The sequence below is a fragment of the Candidatus Marifrigoribacter sp. Uisw_064 genome (assembly GCF_047730175.1).
Taxonomy (GTDB): Bacteria; Bacteroidota; Bacteroidia; order Flavobacteriales; family Flavobacteriaceae; genus Marifrigoribacter.
This window is the reverse complement of record NZ_CP159833.1, coordinates 2,765,460-2,784,079: the sequence shown is the minus strand read 5'-3', so window position 1 is coordinate 2,784,079 and position 18,620 is coordinate 2,765,460. Positions and strand designations below refer to the sequence as shown.

Below are 18,620 nucleotides of genomic sequence, written 5' to 3'. Positions count from 1 at the left end.
AATGCTGACAGATTTTAAAAACCTACCCGATGATTCAAGAATATGGATTTATCAATCAAATAGAAAAATAAGTGATTCTGAAATTGAATCAATTAACATAAAAACTAATGATTTTCTTGAGCAATGGACTGCTCATGGTAAAGACTTAGTAGCTGGTTTCGAACTAAAATATAATCGCTTTATTATCATCGGTTTAAACCAAGAAAATGCTTCAGCATCTGGCTGTAGTATTGATTCTTCAGTTTATTTCATTCAATCACTGGAGAAAGAATTTGAAATAGACTTATTAGACAAAATGAATGTAACCTTTTATAATGGAGATTTTTTAGCACATAAATCATTAGCTGATTTTAAAAAAATGGCTAAAGCAAGATCTATTTCAAAAAAGACAATTGTCTTTAATAATTTAATTAATACAAAAGCCGAGTATCTAGAAGATTGGGAAATCCCAGCAGAAGATAGTTGGCATAGTAGATTATTTTAATTTTATTTCTTATCAATATTGGGTTTAAATACTTTTACTTCAGGTACCTGCAGATAAAAAAAGGAAAGAAAATTATTTTAAAAAATTACTTCTCTGTTATTTTAGATGATATAATTAGGCTTATTAATTTTGACAAAGAAAAAAATGAATATCGTTTGTATAATTTAACAAAATTATAAAAACAATTGATTCATTTAAAATTAAATTAGCAGTACGTTTCCTAGTTTGACTTATAGCTTAGTCATAATATGGTAAAAACTTATTATAAATGAAAACCCTCATACTCATATTTATAGTTGCTTTTTGTTGTTTGAATTCTTATTCACAGCAAATCAATCCATTATTTGTAATAGATGATCTTGAAAATCAAAAAAAATGGGTTGACAGTGTCTATGGAAATATGTCGCTTCAGGAAAAAGTAGGCCAATTATTTATGGTAGATATTTACTCAAGCGACCCTAAATCTAAAATCGATAAAATCGATAGCTTGATTAAAAATCAATATATAGGTGGTATTATATTTTCAAAAGGAGGACCAAAACGACAAACTAAGCTAAATAATCATTATCAAAAAGTTTCTAAAACACCTTTGCTTATTGGTATGGATGCAGAATGGGGATTGGCTATGCGATTAGATTCAACTTTCGCTTATCCATGGAATATGACCCTAGGTGCAATAAAAGATGATCAACTTATTGAAGAAGTTGGTAAAAGAATTGGAGAGCATTCAAAACGATTGGGAGTGCATATTAATTTTGCGCCAGTAGTTGATATCAACACAAACCCTAAAAATCCAATTATTGGTAATCGCTCTTTTGGTGAAGACAAGGATAATGTAACTCAAAAGTCTTTAGCCTTTATGAAAGGTATGGAAAGTGTGGGAGTACTTGCAAATGCAAAACATTTCCCTGGTCATGGTGATACAGATTCAGATTCACATAAAACTTTGCCAACGATTTCATTTACAAAAGAAAGAATTGATTCGGTAGAGCTTCATCCTTATAGAAAGTTAATAAATGATGGCTTAAGTAGTGTTATGGTTGCTCATTTAAATGTTCCTTCATTAGAAGAAAAGTTTGATTTACCTTCTTCAATTTCTGAAAATATTGTTACAAATATTCTTAAAGGTGAATTAGGTTTTAACGGTCTCATCTTTACAGATGCCTTGAATATGAAAGGTGCTGCAAATTTTAAAAACCCCGGGGATATAGATTTAGCTGCTTTTTTAGCAGGAAATGATGTTTTGTTAATTTCTGAAAGCGTTCCAAAAGCGCATCAATTAATCGTGAATGCATACCGTAAAGAATTTATTTCTGAAGAACGATTAGCACATTCAGTTAAAAAAATATTACTAGCAAAGTATAAAGTAGGTTTGCATAAGTTTACTCCTGTAAATCCAGAAAACATTATTGAAGATTTAAATGCACCTGAAGATAATGTCTTGTATGAAAAGGTAATGGAAAAAGCCTTAACGGTATTAAAAAATAAAGAAGATATTTTGCCAATTACCGATTTAACCAATAAGAAAATTGCTTATGTAAACTTTGGAGACGATTCTGGAAAATATTTTTTAAGTCAGTTAAAAAAATATGGAGATGTATCTTGGGTGAAGGCAAAAAACTTAAATAGTTATTTACAGAAATTAAAAATGTATGATTATGTAGTCATAGGTTTTCATAAATCCAATGATAACCCTTGGAAGGAATATAAATTTACAGATAAAGAATTAGTCTGGATCTATGAAATAGCGCGTACTAATAAAGTGATTTTAGATGTATTTGCAAGACCTTATGCTTTATTAGACCTAAAGACTTCTGAAAATTTTGAAGCGATCATTATGTCGTATCAAAACAGTAAAGTGTCACAAGAATTATCTGCCCAATTAATATTTGGAGCAAGAAAAGCAGAAGGGATGCTTCCTGTAACACTAGGTGAAGATTTTCCCTTGTTTACTTCAATTGAAACAAAACAATTAAAACGTTTACAATATGGAGTTCCTGAAAGTGTGGGGATAAATTCAGAAGTATTAAAAGGAATAGATTCTTTGGCTCGCATTGGTTTATGGGCAAATATGATGCCTGGAGCTCAGATTTTAGTCGCTAGAAAAGGAAAAGTAATTTATCAGAAAAATTTTGGACACCATACTCAAGATAAAAAGATAGGAGTAAAAGACACTGATATCTATGATGTAGCCTCATTAACTAAGATTTTATCAACCTTACCTTTAGTGATGGAATTATTTGATAGAGATATTTTAACAATGGATTCAAAGCTTTCTGAATTACTTCCTGAGTACAAAAACACAGATAAATCGAATATAACGTTAAAAAGAATGCTTTCTCATTATGCGCGTCTTAAAGCATGGATTCCTTTTTATGTAAGTACTTTAGATACAATAACTAAGTTACCTTCAGAAAGATATTATTCAAAAGTAAAAAGAGATAGTTTTAAAATTCAAGTAGCTGAAAATTTATTCATGCGAAATGATTATAAAGATAGTATTTTTGAAAAAATTAAGGAGAGTGAACTTCGTGAAAAATTAAGTTATAAATACAGTGATTTGCCTTATTACTTGATGAAAAAGTATTTAGAAGAATTTTATGGCAGCTCTTTAGACAAACTTATTCAGCGAAATTTTTATAATTCACTTGGTGCTAATTATTCTACATATTTGCCTTTAGATAAATTTAAGAAAAGTCAGATTCCACCTACGGAAGATGATCAAATATTTAGGATGCAAAAAGTACAGGGGTATGTTCATGATCAAGGAGCTGCAATGCTTGGAGGGGTGAGTGGTCATGCAGGTTTATTTAGTAATGCGAATGATATAGCTAAAATCATGCAAATGTATTTATGGGAAGGGTATTATGGTGACAAACAATACCTAGAATCCGCAACATTAGATCTGTTTAATACTTGTTATTTTTGCGATGATGATGTGAGGCGAGGAGTAGGGTTTGATAAACCTCAATTAGGAGATGTAGGACCTACTTGTGGTTGTGTTTCTATGCTTAGTTTTGGTCATAGTGGATTCACGGGTACTTTTACATGGGCAGATCCTGAACAAGAATTAGTCTATGTTTTTCTTTCAAACAGAACTTTTCCAGATGCTAATAATCGAAAAATAATAGGAAGTAATTTGCGATCTAATATTCAGCAAGTTATTTATAATGCTTTAGAGGAAGAATAATTATTTTTTAAAATCAGTTTTAAGATTTTTCCAAACCCTCAATAAAAGGTATCCAGATATCACTATGGCTACAATTAGCCATGAAGCAAGTTCATAATTTCCGTACAGTATATTACCTGTAGCAAACATACAGCTATACACTAATATACAACCAAGTGCCATTGCTAAAATACCTGAAGGTACCGACCATTTATTATTTCTTTCTAAAGATTTAAGTTCATCATCATCAACAGTATCTAATACTTTTTTCCAACCTGGACCACCGGGCATTGTTTGTTTATAAAATGAGACTAAGGTTTCTTTGCTTTCAGGTTTTGTTAAAAAGGTGACTAATACCCATATAATTGTAGTAACTAATACTACTAATGGAAATTTAGCCCAAGCAGGAAAAACACCTTCGATCAATACGTCAGCTTCATTTTTATGATCAAAAAGAATCGTTTTTAATGAGGTGAAATTAAATAAGATTGAAATAATTCCTGAAGCAAACATAGCAGATATTTCACTCCATGCATTGATTCGCCACCAAAACCATCTTAGTATAAAAATAAGCCCTGTACCTGCTCCAAACATTAAAATAATTTCAAATAACTGCAAGGCATTCGTTAATACTAGTGCAAGTAAAGCACTTGCTACCATTAAGATTACTGTAGATAACCTACCTGCATTAACTAATTCTCTTTCACTAGCATTTTTGTTAATTTGTTGCTTATATAAATCATTTACAATGTATGAAGAACCCCAGTTTAAATGAGTGGATATTGTAGACATATATGCAGCTCCTAAAGATGCTAAGACTATACCTAATAGACCGCTTGGTAATTTTGTAAGCATAGCTGAATATGCTAAATCATGTCCTAATTTATTTTCTTCTACATTTGGAAAAGCCTCTTGGATACTTGCCAAATCAGGATACACAATTAAAGATGCTAAAGCCACTAATATCCACGGCCAAGGACGTAAAGCATAATGCATAATATTGAAGAAAAATGTAGCTCCTATTGCATGATTTTCATTTTTTGCAGCCAGCATTCGTTGTGCAATATAACCTCCGCCACCAGGTTCGGCACCTGGATACCATGCACTCCACCATTGAACTGCTAAAGGAATAATAAGTATTCCAATTAGCGCTTCAGTATCATTAAAATCTGGTAAAATAGATAATTTGTCTGCAACATTTTCATGAGCAATTAAATTAGCTAAGCCTCCAATTTCAGGTATATTCACTAAATAATAAGCGGCACAAATGGCCCCAATAATTGCAACAAAAAATAGTACAAAGTCGGTATAAACTACGCCTCTAAATCCACCAAGAGCACTAAACACTACTGTAATAGATCCAGCAATACTAACCGTTTGAATAGGAGTAAGGCCTAACATTACTTGACCAATTTTAATTGCAGCTAAAGTTACTGCGGCCATCGCCATGACATTAAAGACTACTCCAAGATAAACAGACCTAAATCCTCTAAGAAAATGAGCAGGTTTTCCTCCATAACGTAAATCATAAAACTCCATGTCTGTATTGACATTAGATTTTCTCCAGAGTTTTGCATACACAAAAACCGTTAATAACCCTGTCAATAAAAATGCCCACCAGACCCAGTTTCCTGAAACTCCATTATTTCTTACAATATCAGTTACTAAGTTTGGAGTGTCTGTTGAAAAAGTAGTTGCCACCATAGAAAAACCAAGCAACCACCAAGGCATATTACGATTTGACAAGAAATATTCGGCAGTGTTTTTACCAGATCTTTTTGAAACAATGATCCCAATAGCTAAAATAATGGTAAAAAATGAAATGATTAATACCCAGTCAAGAACTTCTAATTTCATATAAATATTACTTAGTTACGTTTAATGATTCTGTTGCTTGCCCAATCCAATCATCGTTTTCAATTCTTCCTGGAAAAAAGTCAATTAAATCTGTTATTGAACGAATATCTCCAATGGATAGTTTACTAATTTGCACGTAATTAAAAATGCCAACTTCATTAAGCCTTTCTTCTATATAAGGGCCAATTCCGGTAATTTTTGTAAGATCATCTTTATTACTTTTATCACCATAACCAAGGTTTTCTAAATTTAATTTAGCTTTCGATTTATTATAAGACACATAACTAGTCCTTGCTTTTAAAGCAACCCTTTTAGGTATATTTGTTTCATTAATTTCTTCTTGAGCTTCTTTAACAACCTTAATAATTTTTGGTTTTATTTCAGAAAATATTGTTTCGAGATCATTGATAGTCTCTTTTTTTGGTTTTTTTTCAAAATTAGAAATTGCATGATTGTTTTTTTTAAGTGCTGCAATTTTTTTATTTTGTTTAGTTATAATTTTAATGTATTTGGCTTTTTGAAGATATAAGCAAGCAAAATACCCTATAAGAAAAGTACTTAGCATAAGTATAAAGATACCTGCATATTCTGATAATATGCTCAATAAATCTATTTGTACATTCATATTAATTAAATATAACTTTGATACGTCTATTAGCAATTCTTCCTTGGTGGGAGTTATTACTATCAATAGGTTCAGACTCACCTTTTGATGACGCAATTATTTTTGTTTTATCGATACCTCCTTTTGAAACTAAATACCATCTAACTTGCCTTGCATTTTTTAAACCTGTAGCATAGTTATCATTACTATTGCCTATATTATCGGTATGTCCCACTATTTCAATTTCTAAATTAGGATGATTTATTAATAGAGTTTTTACTTCTGAAAGTAAATTCTTTAATTCATTATTTTCTAAAATTCCACTTTCTGAAAATTTTGGATATACAGTTTTTATTTCTGGCTTTATTAATTTTAAATTTTCAATTCGTTTTAAGTTTAAAGGTTTAAATGAAAAAATGAAACTATTGTTGAATTGTTGGTTTTCATTAAATTGAATATCCTTAATAATTGGTTTTGTTACTATTTTTTCAGCTGAAATACCTGTATTCACAAGAATCTCTTTAATTTTTAATCCTCTTTGCATTCCAAAGTTTGGTCTTTCTATATTTTCGATAGGACTGTATAATGAAGTGATATATAATTCAGTTTTAGGATGATCAATTAAATAGGTTTTTAATTTGTATTTAAAATCTATAATAGTGTTTGAAATTAATAATTCAGGAGAATTTTTTGTAATAATTATTCCTTCAGAAAATAAAAATATAATATTCCCTTTTTCATCAATTGCCTTTAGTGTATTGTAGTTTATAGGTGATTTATTAGAGATAGAATCGTGAGACTTAATTGCATCTGCTATTGAATCTTTATCTTGGATACTATTACTTATTTTTTCTTTTGATGAATCTAAAACAGTTTTTTTATTCACATATGTAGAATCAGAATTAGCAGCAATTTTACTTGGTTGAATCAAAGAATAAATCCATAGCCCAAAAATTGACCATAATAAAAAAACAATAAATGCGATTAAAAATTTTTTCATACGCTGTAACTCCTTGTTATTTAAGTTGCTATGATAAGGAAGCTATTATATTCAAATTTATAAAAATTAATCATTTTTTGAGGATTAATTACAAATATGTTTTCCACATATTGTACACATTATTATTTCTCTCTAAAAATTAAAAAAGCCTAATTTCATTTATATAGAAATGGGCTTTAATTATTAATGATCTAAAGGTTAGTTTAACCAACCATTGGTCTTCGCTTTTTTACTATACAAATAAAGAAATATTCCAATGATAAGTACCATAATAGGCATAATATACCCTTCAAGACCATATGCATCCATATTATCGCTTAAAATGAAATTATAAGTCATTTGACCTAATATTCCTAAAAGAGAAATAATAAAAAGTAAGGTTGCCCACTTTTTTCTTATTAATAAAGCTAAAGATCCAAGTAATCCTGCAAATACAGCTAAAGCAAAAGCTGCTGTATACCATGTTGGCAAATTTTCATATAAAGCTCTTTCAGCTTCAGGTAATAAAGCTTTCATTTCATCAGTCATATACGCTTGTGCTAAATACGCCATAACACCCATGATATTCCATATTAATGCAATGATGGCAATAATTCAATAAGCAGCTTTTGGTTTGTTTGTTGTATTCATTTTTGTTGGTTTAATGGTTAGTGATTATTTGTTTGAGATTTCAATGTAAGGGAATTGAATTTAAATTGCAAACATCTGATATATTGATGTTTATATTGATTGTAGAATTATAGTATCTTTAATAAATCAAATTTGACCCTATGAGTAAGATTCCTAAAAATGCATTCAAATTTCTTTCTACTCTGAAAAAGAATAATCATCGAGATTGGATGACAGAACATAAAAAAGAGTATTTAGCAAATGAAAAAGTTCTGAAAGCATTTTATGCCTCCATTGAAAAATCTTTAAATGAAACTGATGAAATATCAAAACTTAAAGTATTTCGTATTAATAGAGATGTAAGATTCAGTAAGGATAAAACTCCCTATAATGTACATAGAAGTGTGAGTTTTAGTAGGGCAGGAGCACATCGTCGGGGAAGTTATTATTTAAGATTAGAACCAGGGAAATCTGCTATGGCAGGAGGTTTTTTTGGTCCCGAACCTGCAGACCTACTTAGAATAAGAAAAGAATTTGAAATGGATACTTCAGAAATTCGTGAAATCTTAAATCAGAAAGATTTTAAAAAAACATTTAACGAATTTGATCAAACATACAAAGTAAAAACAGCTCCAAAAGGGTTTAATAAGGAAGATGAAAACATAGATTTAATTAGACTCAAAAGTTACTTTGTAGTTCATGACTTTAAAGATGAAGAAGTTTTTTCTGATTCTTTTCAAGATAATTTAATGCATAAATTTCAATTGTTAAGGCCCTATTTTAATTATATGAGTGAGGTGCTAACTACCGATTTAAATGGAGTTTCTTTATTAAAATAATCTATAAATTATTAATGTGAAAATTCGTATGCTAACAATTGAACATTACTCTTTAGCCTTTCTTTTACAATACCCATCATACGTTTATTAAGTGAAGATGAATTTTTTGTGTAATCATTATGCTCTTGAGTGGTAAACATTCCTATAATAATTCCTTTTATTGAATTTCGAAACTTCATGTTTTTATGGATTGCATTTTCAATATAATCTAACTTTTTATCAATTGGCAAATCATAAAAAACATTTTTATGCTTTTCAATGTAATGTTTAAATACCTGAATTAAAATGTCATTTTGCAATTTTACAACTGGACGTATGGTTTTATTCTGAAAAATTTCTTCATCTGACATTGAATCATTAACGATTGCTGTAATTATTTCTGGGCGCAAATTCAGTAATACTGTATCTCTAATATCCATGATCGTAACGTTTTATTAAAAATACCAAAATATTGTATATCTTTTATTTAAATGAAATTATATTATAAACGTGTTTTCAACAAAAATTTAACCAATAAAAAAGCCCCTAAAAAAATATTTTTAGGGCTTTAATTATTTTATGTTGATTAGCTTTTCTTTAAAAGCGCTTCTTTGCTTTTATACTAGAAATCTCTAACTCATTTTTTCTAAATACGAATTAAATTTATTTTATAGCACTAAAATCTTTTCCTGTAGGGGATTCAAATAATTCTAATTCGAAATAGGGGACAGCGCCTAATACTTGATCAAGGATATCTGCTTGAATTTTCTCATAGTTTTCCCACTTTTTATCATGACAAAAACAATATATTTCAACAGGAATTCCTTTATCGGTAGTAGGAAGATATCGCACCATTAAATATAAATCTTTGTTAATTAAAGGATTGTCGATTAAAATTGCATTAATATATTCTCTAAAAACTCCTAGATTGGTTTGGTTTTTACCATTTACCAGTAGGTATTTATTTACTTCAGTATCTATATTAAATAATGAATTGTCATTTTCACGTACGTCTAAATATTGATGAACTAATTCTATTCCTTTCAATTTTTCAATGTCATCTTTATCAAGAAATTTTACAGAATTTTGTTTTATAAATATAGATCGTTTAATTCTTCTTCCATCCGATTCTTGCATTCCTCTCCAATTCTGAAATGAATCTGCAATTAAACTATAGGTTGGGATTGTTGTAAAAGAATTATCAAAATTCTGAACGGTAACCGTTGCTAGATTTATTTCAGTAACCGTACCATCGGCCCCGTATTTGCTAAAAGTAATCCAATCACCAATTCGAATAATATCGTTTACTGAAATTTGTATACTCGCTACAAACCCTAAAATGGTATCCTTAAAGATTAATAAAACAACCGCTGAAACAGCTCCAAAAGAAGCTACACTAGCTGTAGAATATCCTGTGATTAAGTTGATGATAAAAAAAAGACCAACACCCCAACTAAAAATCATAAATATTTGCAGGTAACTATCTAGAGGTTTGTCTTTAAATCTCTCATACAGTTTTAAATATTCTTTTCCAGTTCTTAAAAGACTTCTTACTACGAAAACACACAATATGATTAATAAAATAATGACAGTAGTAAGTAGAAAATTAGATATTGAAGGATAATCTTTTGATATGATTGGAATACTATACCATATAATAAATAAGGGGATACTATGTGCAATAAATGTTGGAAAGTTACTTACTACTAAAAAATCATCGAAAGTGTTTTTTGTTTTATTACTAAACAATCTAAAAGCACTTACAATTAATTTTTTAGCGATATAGTCTATTGAAAAAATTATAATAGCTAATGCGATTAAATTTATTACAAAATTCAAAAAAATTGCAAATTCTAGAACCATCCCTTTTTCAAGAAATAAATCTTTAAACCAATAGCTATATTTTTCTATAAAATTTGTGCTCATACTAAGTATTTTTTTTCAGCATAAAAAGGGCCAAAGGGTAAAATTGAACAAAGAACAACAACAACAAAAGTTTTAAAAGGCCAGTTTAATTGTTGATAAAGAATAAAGGCTCCAACGATATATAACATGAAAAGGACTCCATGTGCCATGCCAACGTATTGAACCATCTCTGGCATATTCCAAATATACTTTATGGGCATTGCTATACCTAATAATAATAAAAAAGAAATGCCTTCTAAAAAGCTTATTTTTCGAAATGTATTTACCGATAAATTCATTTAAATAATAATTAAAGAGCAAAGATACTATATCAATTATTAAAACAGTGTTAAGAAATCAATAGTAATTTAATTAGAACAGGGGAGAGGTATATTTAATGTTTTGAAACTTCTATTTTTGCGAAAACTAAAATGCCACCATTCTGTTCTAACGGTGATGAAGCCACATTTTTTCATCACTTCAATTAAAATTTTTCGATTAGAAAGTATTTCTTCTGAAAAGTTTAAATTGTCAATATGTGACTCACGTCCGAAGTAATCATAATCACTTCCCATTTCAACATAACAACCTTCTAAAGTTTCTAAGGTAATGTCTACAGCAGCACCTTTATTGTGTATGGATCCTTTACCATAAGGGTTTGCTACATAGGTTGCTCTAGGAACTTTTTCCCACATTATTTTTTGTACGTCTAAAGGACGATAACAATCATAAATTTTTATGCGATATCCTAATTCACAAAAGTATTTATTTGCATTTAATAGGGCAGTAGCAACTTCAGGTCTTAAAAGACATATAGGGCAATCATATAAAACTTCCCCTATAAAGTTATTTGTTGAAGCATATCTAATTTCATATGAAAATTCTGTAGACTTATTCTCCAAATCTACAAGTTCATCTTGAGAATAACCTCCGTTCATCGAAAATGAAAAAACCACACAAAATAAAATTTGATAATTCATTTAGTTTTGAAATTAATAAGGGTAAAACTACATTAATTTATAGATCTTTTTTAGCTGTATAGCACACTAATTTTTAGTACTTTTAACCTTAAATTCTCTTAAATTATGCACCCAACTTACGGCTTCTTCTATACTGAAACATCTTTTGATGCTATTCGTTGTAAATGATTTTTCTAATGTTGCAATTTCTAGACTAATTTCAGCATAAATTATAATTGCTGCTGCAACTATAAAATTAAGGTCGTTTTTTTTGAATTTAATCCAGGTTTGGGGTTCCATTGAATATGAATTCACTCTATTAGAGATATAGGCTACTTTAAAACCCTTCTTGTAATGTTGAAATGCAATATTCGTTATTTGCAGAACTTTATCCCAATCAAAATGCTCTCCTTCATTTATTTCAGAGATTATAAACTTCTCGAAAAAGTAAAAAATTCCAAAAGACAATTCTACCTTTTTTTGGCAGGTATTAGGATACATAGTGTCTTCAATTCGCATCGTCTCTTTGGAGTAATAAGAGTAGCAATTTAAATAAAAAATGTGAACTTTAAAATTATTTACTGGTTTAGCATCGAAAGGTTTTTTTCAGTATCTGCGTCGTAATTCCGCTTTAATCATACAGTTTACTCATTGTCAGATTCTGAAACTAACCTTAAAACTAATATATACCTACTATTCAGTATCAAGTTAGACATATTAATGTTATTTTTATTACAAAAAGTATATAATTGGTTTAGTTATTGATAATATTGCTTATTGAATATCTAACATGCAAAAAAACAAGTATTATATATTTATTTTCATATTCTTTTTATCAGGTCATCTCTTTGCACAACTAGATAATCCTAATCCATTTGTGAAATTTAAAAATATTGAGGATAATACCGAAACTCCTGAAGAATCTGAACTTCCCGCTATCAGTTTTCCAAGTTTTACGAAGAAGGCTGAAAACCCTGAAAATGATAAATATGCAAATTTAGGGCTTGAAAAACCTAAAGAAATCAATATTTCAAAAGAAGACGAATTTGTATCTACAGTAACAAATAAAGCTCCAAAGTATTTTACAAAAGACAAAGCACTTGACGAAAGTCAATATGCTTCAGATCAGTATCTTGGCGATATAAAAACCAACGCTTCTTTTGTAAATGTGGTATATAGAGATCATGAATTTGTTGATGGTGATCGTATAAGAGTTTATGTTAATGAAGATATTATACGTTCAAATATTTATCTTGATGCTACATTTAAAGGATTTGATTTACCACTGGTAAAAGGATTTAATAAAATTGATTTTCAAGCGATCAATCAAGGAACTTCAGGACCAAATACTGCAGAACTTCATATATATGACGATAAAGGTAATTTAATCTCTGCAAAAGAGTGGAACCTTCTTACAGGTTTTAAAGCGACTTTTATTATAGTTAAGGAATAAGATATTTACAAAAAGTCATCTTTGGAAACTTCATTTAATAAGCATTGACCTTCGTTTTAATCAATATGAAAGAAGTACAGGTTTAAAAGCAAGTATTATATCTGGAGCCTTTAAGTTTGTATTTCAGTAAATAGTGTGAATATTAAAAATTGAGTCTTTTAAAGCTTTCTGAATTTTTTAATAAACCAGTAAATGAATTTTTCAGTATAGAAGAAACCGATTAGCGTTTTATAATTTTTTCGGAATAACTTTTCTGATTTGTTACATCTTGAATTGAAACAACATATATACCTGAATTTAAGTTAGATAAATTTATTTCAATGTTGCTTGTCATTGTTTCAGAATGTAATTTCTGTCCTAATAAATTGAAAATATTCAGTGAATAATTTCCATCAGAAATAGAAACAGTTAAGTTTTCAATTACTGGGTTAGGGTAGAGCGTTACATTCGTTCCAAAATCATTTTCTTCCGTAGAAAGATTTCCGCCAATAATTGTGATTTCACCATTTTCATCAAATGGATCAGACCATTTTTCATTCGTGTAAACATCTACACCGGTTAATGTTTCTAGAAATGCAACAATAGCTGCTTTTTCGTTTTCAGTAAGATTTAAATTTTGTGGTTGCCCTCCAGGACCTCTCAATCTAGGATCTAAATTGGTATTATCGGGATTGTTAGGCATTTGATTATAATGATTTACAACTTGCAATAAAGTAGTTAAATTACCATTGTGCATTAAAGGTCCATTTAGTGTACCGTCTGGATTCATAAGATCGCGTAACGAAGGAGCTCTTGTATTTGTAAGATCAATTTCTGTATCACTTCCAGCAACTAATAATATACCGTTGTTTAATGTATTTGGGTCGATATCGAACTCAGGTCCTTGGTGACATCCAATACATCCAGCACCGCCTCCATTTGGAGGCGCAATGAATAAGTCTTTCCCCAAATTTTCTTGTGCGCTATAGTTAGGAAAATCTTGATTGATATTATTTACTTGGGTAAGTCCTTCATCGAATCTAGAATCGAATGATTGTATGCTTCGTATAAATTGAGCTAAAGCCAGTTGCATTCTTTCTTCAGTGATTTCAGAATCTCCGTAAGCAAATTCAAATAATGTTTGATAATAATCTAATTCTTCTAATTCTAAAATTAAATCATTAATATCTGGATCGCCATTCGTGCCGCTATAGCCCATTTCTATATGATCTTGAATTGGCATAGTAGTTTGTTCTTCTAGTGTTGTAGCTCTTTCATCCCAGAAAAAATGAGTTTCAATTGCAAAACGAGCATTTATTAAACGCATAGAGTGCCTTCCCGTTAAACCACCCTCTAATCCAATACTCTGTACTTCTGAGTCACCAAAAGCCTTATCTTGTTGATGACAACTGGCACAAGCTATGGTTTGATTACTTGAAAGGTTAGCATCATAAAATAAAACCCTACCTAAAGTGGCAACTTCATCTGTAATTGGATTTGTTGTCGTATTATCTTTATTGATATAGTTTGGAATGGTTTGATTTTCGTAATTGAAAAGATTATCTAAATCGATAGTAGCACTAACAAATAAACATAATACAATAATAGAAATAGAGAGGAAAGCAAATTTGATTTTCATAAAGATGGTTTATTAATTAAAGTCTATTTGACTTCAAAAAAGATAAAAGGTTTAATTGATTTTAAAAATAATATTTGTCTATCAATTTGTCTTTAGTAACCTATATTTGCATTTTTAAAAATAGCTATGTTGTCATTCAAAGATTTAGGGGTTAATCATCAGTATTGTAAGTCATTAAAAGAATTAGGGATAAAGAATCCTACTGAGATTCAGGAGAAAGTAATTCCAATTTTATTACATTCAAAAACAGATTTTATTGGTCTTGCTCAAACAGGAACGGGTAAAACTGCAGCCTATGGATTGCCAATATTAAATGGTATAGATCCTAAATCATCTGCGGTTCAGGCATTAATACTATCTCCAACAAGAGAATTAGTACAACAAATTAAGAAACAACTTTTCAAGTTTACGAAGTATTCAGAAGAGAAGATATTTGTTGAAGCTGTTTATGGCGGAGAAAAAATTGATATTCAAATCAATCGTTTACAAAGAACTACACATATAATTGTAGCAACTCCAGGTAGATTAATAGATTTAATAAATAAGGGAACGATCAACCTAAGAAGTATTAATACCTTAGTAATGGATGAAGCTGATGAAATGCTGAGCATGGGCTTTAAAAAGGAATTAGATACTATTTTAGGCCATACGAGTGGAGGGAGAAATACATGGTTATTTTCAGCAACGATGCCAGAAGAAATCCAACGTATTATTTCAAAATATATGGCTCCAAATGCTGCAAGAATTGTAGTAAATAAAAACTCATTAGTAAATGCTAATATCAGCCACAGTTTTGTTGTTTCGCCTATAAGTGAAAAGGTGAATGTGATTATTAAATTGTTAGATGAAAGAAGTGAAGAGCGTGGTATTATTTTTTGTAGAACAAAACTTGGAACACAGGCATTAACTAAAGAACTAAAAGAAGAAGGATATTCGGTAGAAGCTTTAGAAGGGGATATGCAACAAAAAGAACGTGATAAGGTTATGCGTGCTTTTAAAAATGGCAATTTACAAATCTTAGTCTCAACAGATGTATCTGCGAGAGGTATCGATGTAAATAACCTAGGCTTTATATTGCACCATCAATTACCTGAAAAGATAGAATATTATACACATAGAAGTGGAAGAACAGCTAGAGCAGGTAAAAAAGGAGACTCTATTGCATTAGTAACTCCAAAAGAAACTTCGAACCTTCATAACCTTGCTAAGTCGCTTGGTATCAGTATTAAAGAATTAAAAATGTAAGCATGGCACTATCAAATAATGATATTTTTAAAAAATTAAGAGTAGCTTTAAAGTTAAGAGATGATGAGATAGTTGAAATCTGTGCCTTAGTAGATTTTAAAGTTTCTAAAAGCGAAATTGGTTCTTTTTTCAGAAATGAGAGCCACCCAAAGTATGTAGAATGTGGAGATCAAATATTAAGAAACTTTTTAAATGGTTTGGTCATTCATTTACGTGGCCCCATGCCAAAGAAAAACACAAAACCTTCTAAATAAAAAAAGGCTGTAATAAAATTACAGCCTTTTGAACCAACAACTAGCTAAACCCATTGAGGATAGTGATTCTTTCTCGAAAACAATGTCTCATCATTGTAGAGTAATCCTTTTTTATTTAACTCAAATTTGATTTGTTTTTGAGCTATTCGGCTTATTCTTTTCTGGATATGATCTATTGTTTTCATTAAGCTCTTTTTTTGATTGATGATATTTGATTGATACTATTTAATTGATGAATTTTACTTTTTTAATTTCTGAAACGTCTTTTAGTATTCCAGATATAGCTTTTAGTGTTACTATTTTTTCCTGTTAGTGTATTACTGTTTAATGTTCTCATGGTTTCTATATAAATTGGTTAATTCAACTATTTTGTTTTCTTAATTTCTGAAACGTCTTTTAGTATTCCAGATATAACTTTTTGTTTTACTGTTTTTCCCTGTTAATTGATTACTGTTTAATGTTCTCATTACTTTTGTTTTTTTGTTTGATATACTTAATAGACGAAAGAATAACAAATATGTTACAGTACTATGCAAAACAAAGTACTATTTTAACATATTTTAACAGTTTAATGCTTTAAAAAGAGGAGAGAAGCATCTATTTTAATTTATATATAGTTAATTATTTTATGTCTGCCTCTGTGATCCTATAGGGATACGCTTCTTTTATTATAGAAAATTCATCCTTTGTTAATTGACTTATTTTTTTCTGAAATATTTTATTAGAATATTCTTCTCTTAGTTCATTATAAGAAGCAGTTAATTCATTTTGTACTTGTATAAAGTACTTATAAGGGGTATTTCTTTGAAAATTTAACGATATAGAAGCTTTATTTGGGTTATCTGAAGAGTTTGCTAATCCTTTACCTTGACAATACGTACAGCTAGCGTCTTTATTATTATCAATGAACTCTTTAATCACACTTCTCAATTCATTCATGGGTGTTTTTATATTAGCTATAAGTAGTTCGCCATTATCATTAGTAGTAATCCTTAGTATATTACGCTCATGAATTTCAGCTAAACAATCAGCTTTATTTTTACAGGGAGGCGGAAGTATTCTTGCAATACCTTTATCATTAGGTATGGTCGTAGAAACTAAAAAGAAGATCAATAATAGGAAGGCAATGTCTGCCATACCTCCTGCATTCAATTGTGGACTAGTGTTCTTGTTTCGCATATGTCAATGATTTAGTGTCTATTAACTATATACAATAAAAGTGCCAGTATAAAAAAAAGCCTCGTTAAGAGGCTTTTAAAATTGATTTATAATTTTTATTAAATTTCTTCAGCAACTTTCTCTACTTCATCTAGAACACGTAATAGATTACCACTCCAAAGTTTTTCAATTTGTTCTTCAGTATATCCTCTTGTTACAAGTTCTAATGTTACATTAAAGGTTTCAGAAGCATCGTCCCAACCTTCAATACCACCACCACCATCAAAATCACTACTGATACCAACATGATTAATTCCAATTTTTTCAACTAGATAATCGATATGATCTATAAAATCGGAAACATTAACAGCAGGAGGAAGGTCTGTCATCTTAGCTAATTTATTTTTACGTATGCGAGACATATTCTCATAAAAACCATAATATTCTTCTCTTTTAGAGGGTTCCAATTTTCCTACTTCACTCCACTCTAAAACTTTCGTTCCTAATGAATCGCCAATTTGATTGCTTATAACTTTAACCGATTCATTGCGTTTGTTATATTTTTCAGTATTTAAATAAGAACTAAAAGCTACTGTTTGAACAACACCACCATTTTCTTTTAGTAACATTAATTGTTCATCATCTAAATTTCTACTGTGATTGCATAATGCTCTTGCAGAAGAATGTGAAGCAATAATAGGAGCCTTACTTAATTGTATCATTTGTAGCATAGCTTCTTTAGAAGGATGAGAAACATCAATCATCATTCCTAATCGATTCATTTCTGCGATCACTAATTTACCAAGATCACTTAATCCATTATGAAGCCATACATCATCTTCTTCGCCTGTATTACTATCGCATAACTGACTATGACCATTATGAGATAAAGACATATACCTTCCACCTAAATCATAGAACTTTTCAACATTACTAATATCAGTTCCAATAGGATAGCCATTCTCGATACCAATCATAGCAACTTTTTTACCTGCTGCTGATATCCGTCTAACATCATCTGAATTTAGCGCTAATTCAATTTGTTCTGGAGCAATATCATTAACTAATTTATGAATTGCATTGAACTTAGACATTGCATTTTCGAGGGCATTTTTATACCCAGCATCTGTTAGAGAATCTTGCCCTGTATATACTATAAACCAGGCAACATCTAGTCCTCCTTTTTTCATTTTAGGAAGCGTAATTTGAGAATCTAAATTTTGTGTGTAATTAATAGAATCTGTAAAATTCTTTACATTAATATCGCAATGTGTGTCTAGCGTTATTACTTTTTTATGGATTTCTTTTGCTTTAACAAAAATCTGATCTTCAGTTAATGAAACTTTTTTCATAGGTTCTTCTTTGGGGTTTTCTTTACAGGAAATGATTAAAATAAAAATAAATAGGCAGTAACTCCATGGAGGAAGATTTTGAATGAAAGTTTTCATTGATAGAAGTATTGATTAGCATTTCAAATATAGGAATTT

The 18,620-nt window shown here is 29.8% G+C and carries 19 protein-coding genes; 6 read left to right on the top strand and 13 right to left on the bottom strand.

The genetic code is table 11. The annotated features are described in order from the left end of the window. Position 1 precedes the first annotated feature (1 nt). Both ABXT64_RS12510 and ABXT64_RS12505 read left to right on the top strand, forming a co-directional pair. A complete protein-coding gene (locus ABXT64_RS12510; RefSeq protein WP_443633273.1) occupies positions 2-484 on the top strand; it encodes an ABC transporter ATPase in 483 nt (160 codons plus the stop codon). Between the two features lie 268 nt (positions 485-752). Next, positions 753-3,674: a glycoside hydrolase family 3 N-terminal domain-containing protein gene (locus ABXT64_RS12505; RefSeq protein ID WP_443633272.1), complete on the top strand. Its 2,922-nt coding sequence runs from the start codon at positions 753-755 to the stop codon at positions 3,672-3,674. Here the strand turns inward: ABXT64_RS12505 and ABXT64_RS12500 are convergent, their stop codons facing one another. The 4 genes from ABXT64_RS12500 to ABXT64_RS12485 form a co-directional block, all read right to left on the bottom strand. Next, entirely contained in the window at positions 3,675-5,510 is a 1,836-nt protein-coding gene (locus ABXT64_RS12500; RefSeq protein WP_443633271.1) for a sodium:solute symporter family protein, read from the bottom strand. 7 nt (positions 5,511-5,517) lie between these two features. Beyond that, positions 5,518-6,135 carry a hypothetical protein gene (locus ABXT64_RS12495; protein WP_443633270.1) on the bottom strand — a complete coding sequence of 206 codons (618 nt, stop codon included), beginning with the start codon at positions 6,133-6,135 and terminating at the stop codon, positions 5,518-5,520. A gap of 1 nt (position 6,136) precedes the next feature. Continuing rightward, positions 6,137-7,114 carry an OmpA family protein gene (locus ABXT64_RS12490; RefSeq protein WP_443633269.1) on the bottom strand — a complete coding sequence of 326 codons (978 nt, stop codon included), beginning with the start codon at positions 7,112-7,114 and terminating at the stop codon, positions 6,137-6,139. Between the two features lie 198 nt (positions 7,115-7,312). After that, entirely contained in the window at positions 7,313-7,666 is a 354-nt protein-coding gene (locus ABXT64_RS12485; protein WP_443633268.1) for a hypothetical protein, read from the bottom strand. A gap of 218 nt (positions 7,667-7,884) precedes the next feature. On the opposite strand from ABXT64_RS12485, the gene ABXT64_RS12480 reads away from it, so the two are divergent. Continuing rightward, positions 7,885-8,562 (top strand): DUF2461 domain-containing protein, encoded by a 678-nt coding sequence (locus tag ABXT64_RS12480; RefSeq protein WP_443633267.1) that lies wholly within the window; start codon positions 7,885-7,887, stop codon positions 8,560-8,562. A gap of 11 nt (positions 8,563-8,573) precedes the next feature. Here the strand turns inward: ABXT64_RS12480 and ABXT64_RS12475 are convergent, their stop codons facing one another. From ABXT64_RS12475 to ABXT64_RS12455, 5 genes are all read right to left on the bottom strand, one after another. Beyond that, positions 8,574-8,981 carry a glyoxalase gene (locus ABXT64_RS12475; protein ID WP_443633266.1) on the bottom strand — a complete coding sequence of 136 codons (408 nt, stop codon included), beginning with the start codon at positions 8,979-8,981 and terminating at the stop codon, positions 8,574-8,576. Positions 8,982-9,204: 223 nt separating this feature from the next. Next, complete coding sequence (locus ABXT64_RS12470; RefSeq protein ID WP_443633265.1) at positions 9,205-10,467, bottom strand: mechanosensitive ion channel family protein; 1,263 nt, start codon at positions 10,465-10,467, stop codon at positions 9,205-9,207. Further along, positions 10,464-10,745, bottom strand: coding sequence for a DUF3817 domain-containing protein (locus ABXT64_RS12465; protein ID WP_443633264.1), 282 nt, complete (start codon positions 10,743-10,745; stop codon positions 10,464-10,466). The genes ABXT64_RS12470 and ABXT64_RS12465 overlap by 4 nt, the downstream gene beginning before the upstream one ends. A gap of 69 nt (positions 10,746-10,814) precedes the next feature. Further along, a complete protein-coding gene (locus ABXT64_RS12460; protein WP_443633263.1) occupies positions 10,815-11,426 on the bottom strand; it encodes a M15 family metallopeptidase in 612 nt (203 codons plus the stop codon). 66 nt (positions 11,427-11,492) lie between these two features. Then, positions 11,493-11,924 (bottom strand): hypothetical protein, encoded by a 432-nt coding sequence (locus ABXT64_RS12455; RefSeq protein ID WP_443633262.1) that lies wholly within the window; start codon positions 11,922-11,924, stop codon positions 11,493-11,495. Between the two features lie 271 nt (positions 11,925-12,195). Between ABXT64_RS12455 and ABXT64_RS12450 the strand changes: the two genes are divergently transcribed. Continuing rightward, positions 12,196-12,858, top strand: coding sequence for a hypothetical protein (locus ABXT64_RS12450; RefSeq protein WP_443633261.1), 663 nt, complete (start codon positions 12,196-12,198; stop codon positions 12,856-12,858). Between the two features lie 220 nt (positions 12,859-13,078). Here ABXT64_RS12450 and ABXT64_RS12445 read toward each other — a convergent pair whose 3' ends face one another. After that, positions 13,079-14,476 carry a cytochrome c peroxidase gene (locus ABXT64_RS12445; RefSeq protein WP_443633260.1) on the bottom strand — a complete coding sequence of 466 codons (1,398 nt, stop codon included), beginning with the start codon at positions 14,474-14,476 and terminating at the stop codon, positions 13,079-13,081. A gap of 126 nt (positions 14,477-14,602) precedes the next feature. Between ABXT64_RS12445 and ABXT64_RS12440 the strand changes: the two genes are divergently transcribed. Both ABXT64_RS12440 and ABXT64_RS12435 read left to right on the top strand, forming a co-directional pair. Beyond that, complete coding sequence (locus ABXT64_RS12440; RefSeq protein WP_443633259.1) at positions 14,603-15,721, top strand: DEAD/DEAH box helicase; 1,119 nt, start codon at positions 14,603-14,605, stop codon at positions 15,719-15,721. A gap of 2 nt (positions 15,722-15,723) precedes the next feature. After that, positions 15,724-15,975 (top strand): DUF1456 family protein, encoded by a 252-nt coding sequence (locus ABXT64_RS12435; protein ID WP_443633258.1) that lies wholly within the window; start codon positions 15,724-15,726, stop codon positions 15,973-15,975. A gap of 44 nt (positions 15,976-16,019) precedes the next feature. Here the strand turns inward: ABXT64_RS12435 and ABXT64_RS12430 are convergent, their stop codons facing one another. From ABXT64_RS12430 to ABXT64_RS12420, 3 genes are all read right to left on the bottom strand, one after another. Continuing rightward, a complete protein-coding gene (locus ABXT64_RS12430; RefSeq protein WP_443633257.1) occupies positions 16,020-16,160 on the bottom strand; it encodes a hypothetical protein in 141 nt (46 codons plus the stop codon). 436 nt (positions 16,161-16,596) lie between these two features. After that, the gene (locus tag ABXT64_RS12425; protein ID WP_443633256.1) at positions 16,597-17,154 is read right to left on the bottom strand and encodes an ExbD/TolR family protein; all 558 of its coding nucleotides are present in this window, start codon (positions 17,152-17,154) and stop codon (positions 16,597-16,599) included. A 98-nt stretch (positions 17,155-17,252) separates the two neighbouring features. After that, complete coding sequence (locus ABXT64_RS12420) at positions 17,253-18,581, bottom strand: dipeptidase (RefSeq protein WP_443633255.1); 1,329 nt, start codon at positions 18,579-18,581, stop codon at positions 17,253-17,255. Positions 18,582-18,620: the final 39 nt, after the last annotated feature.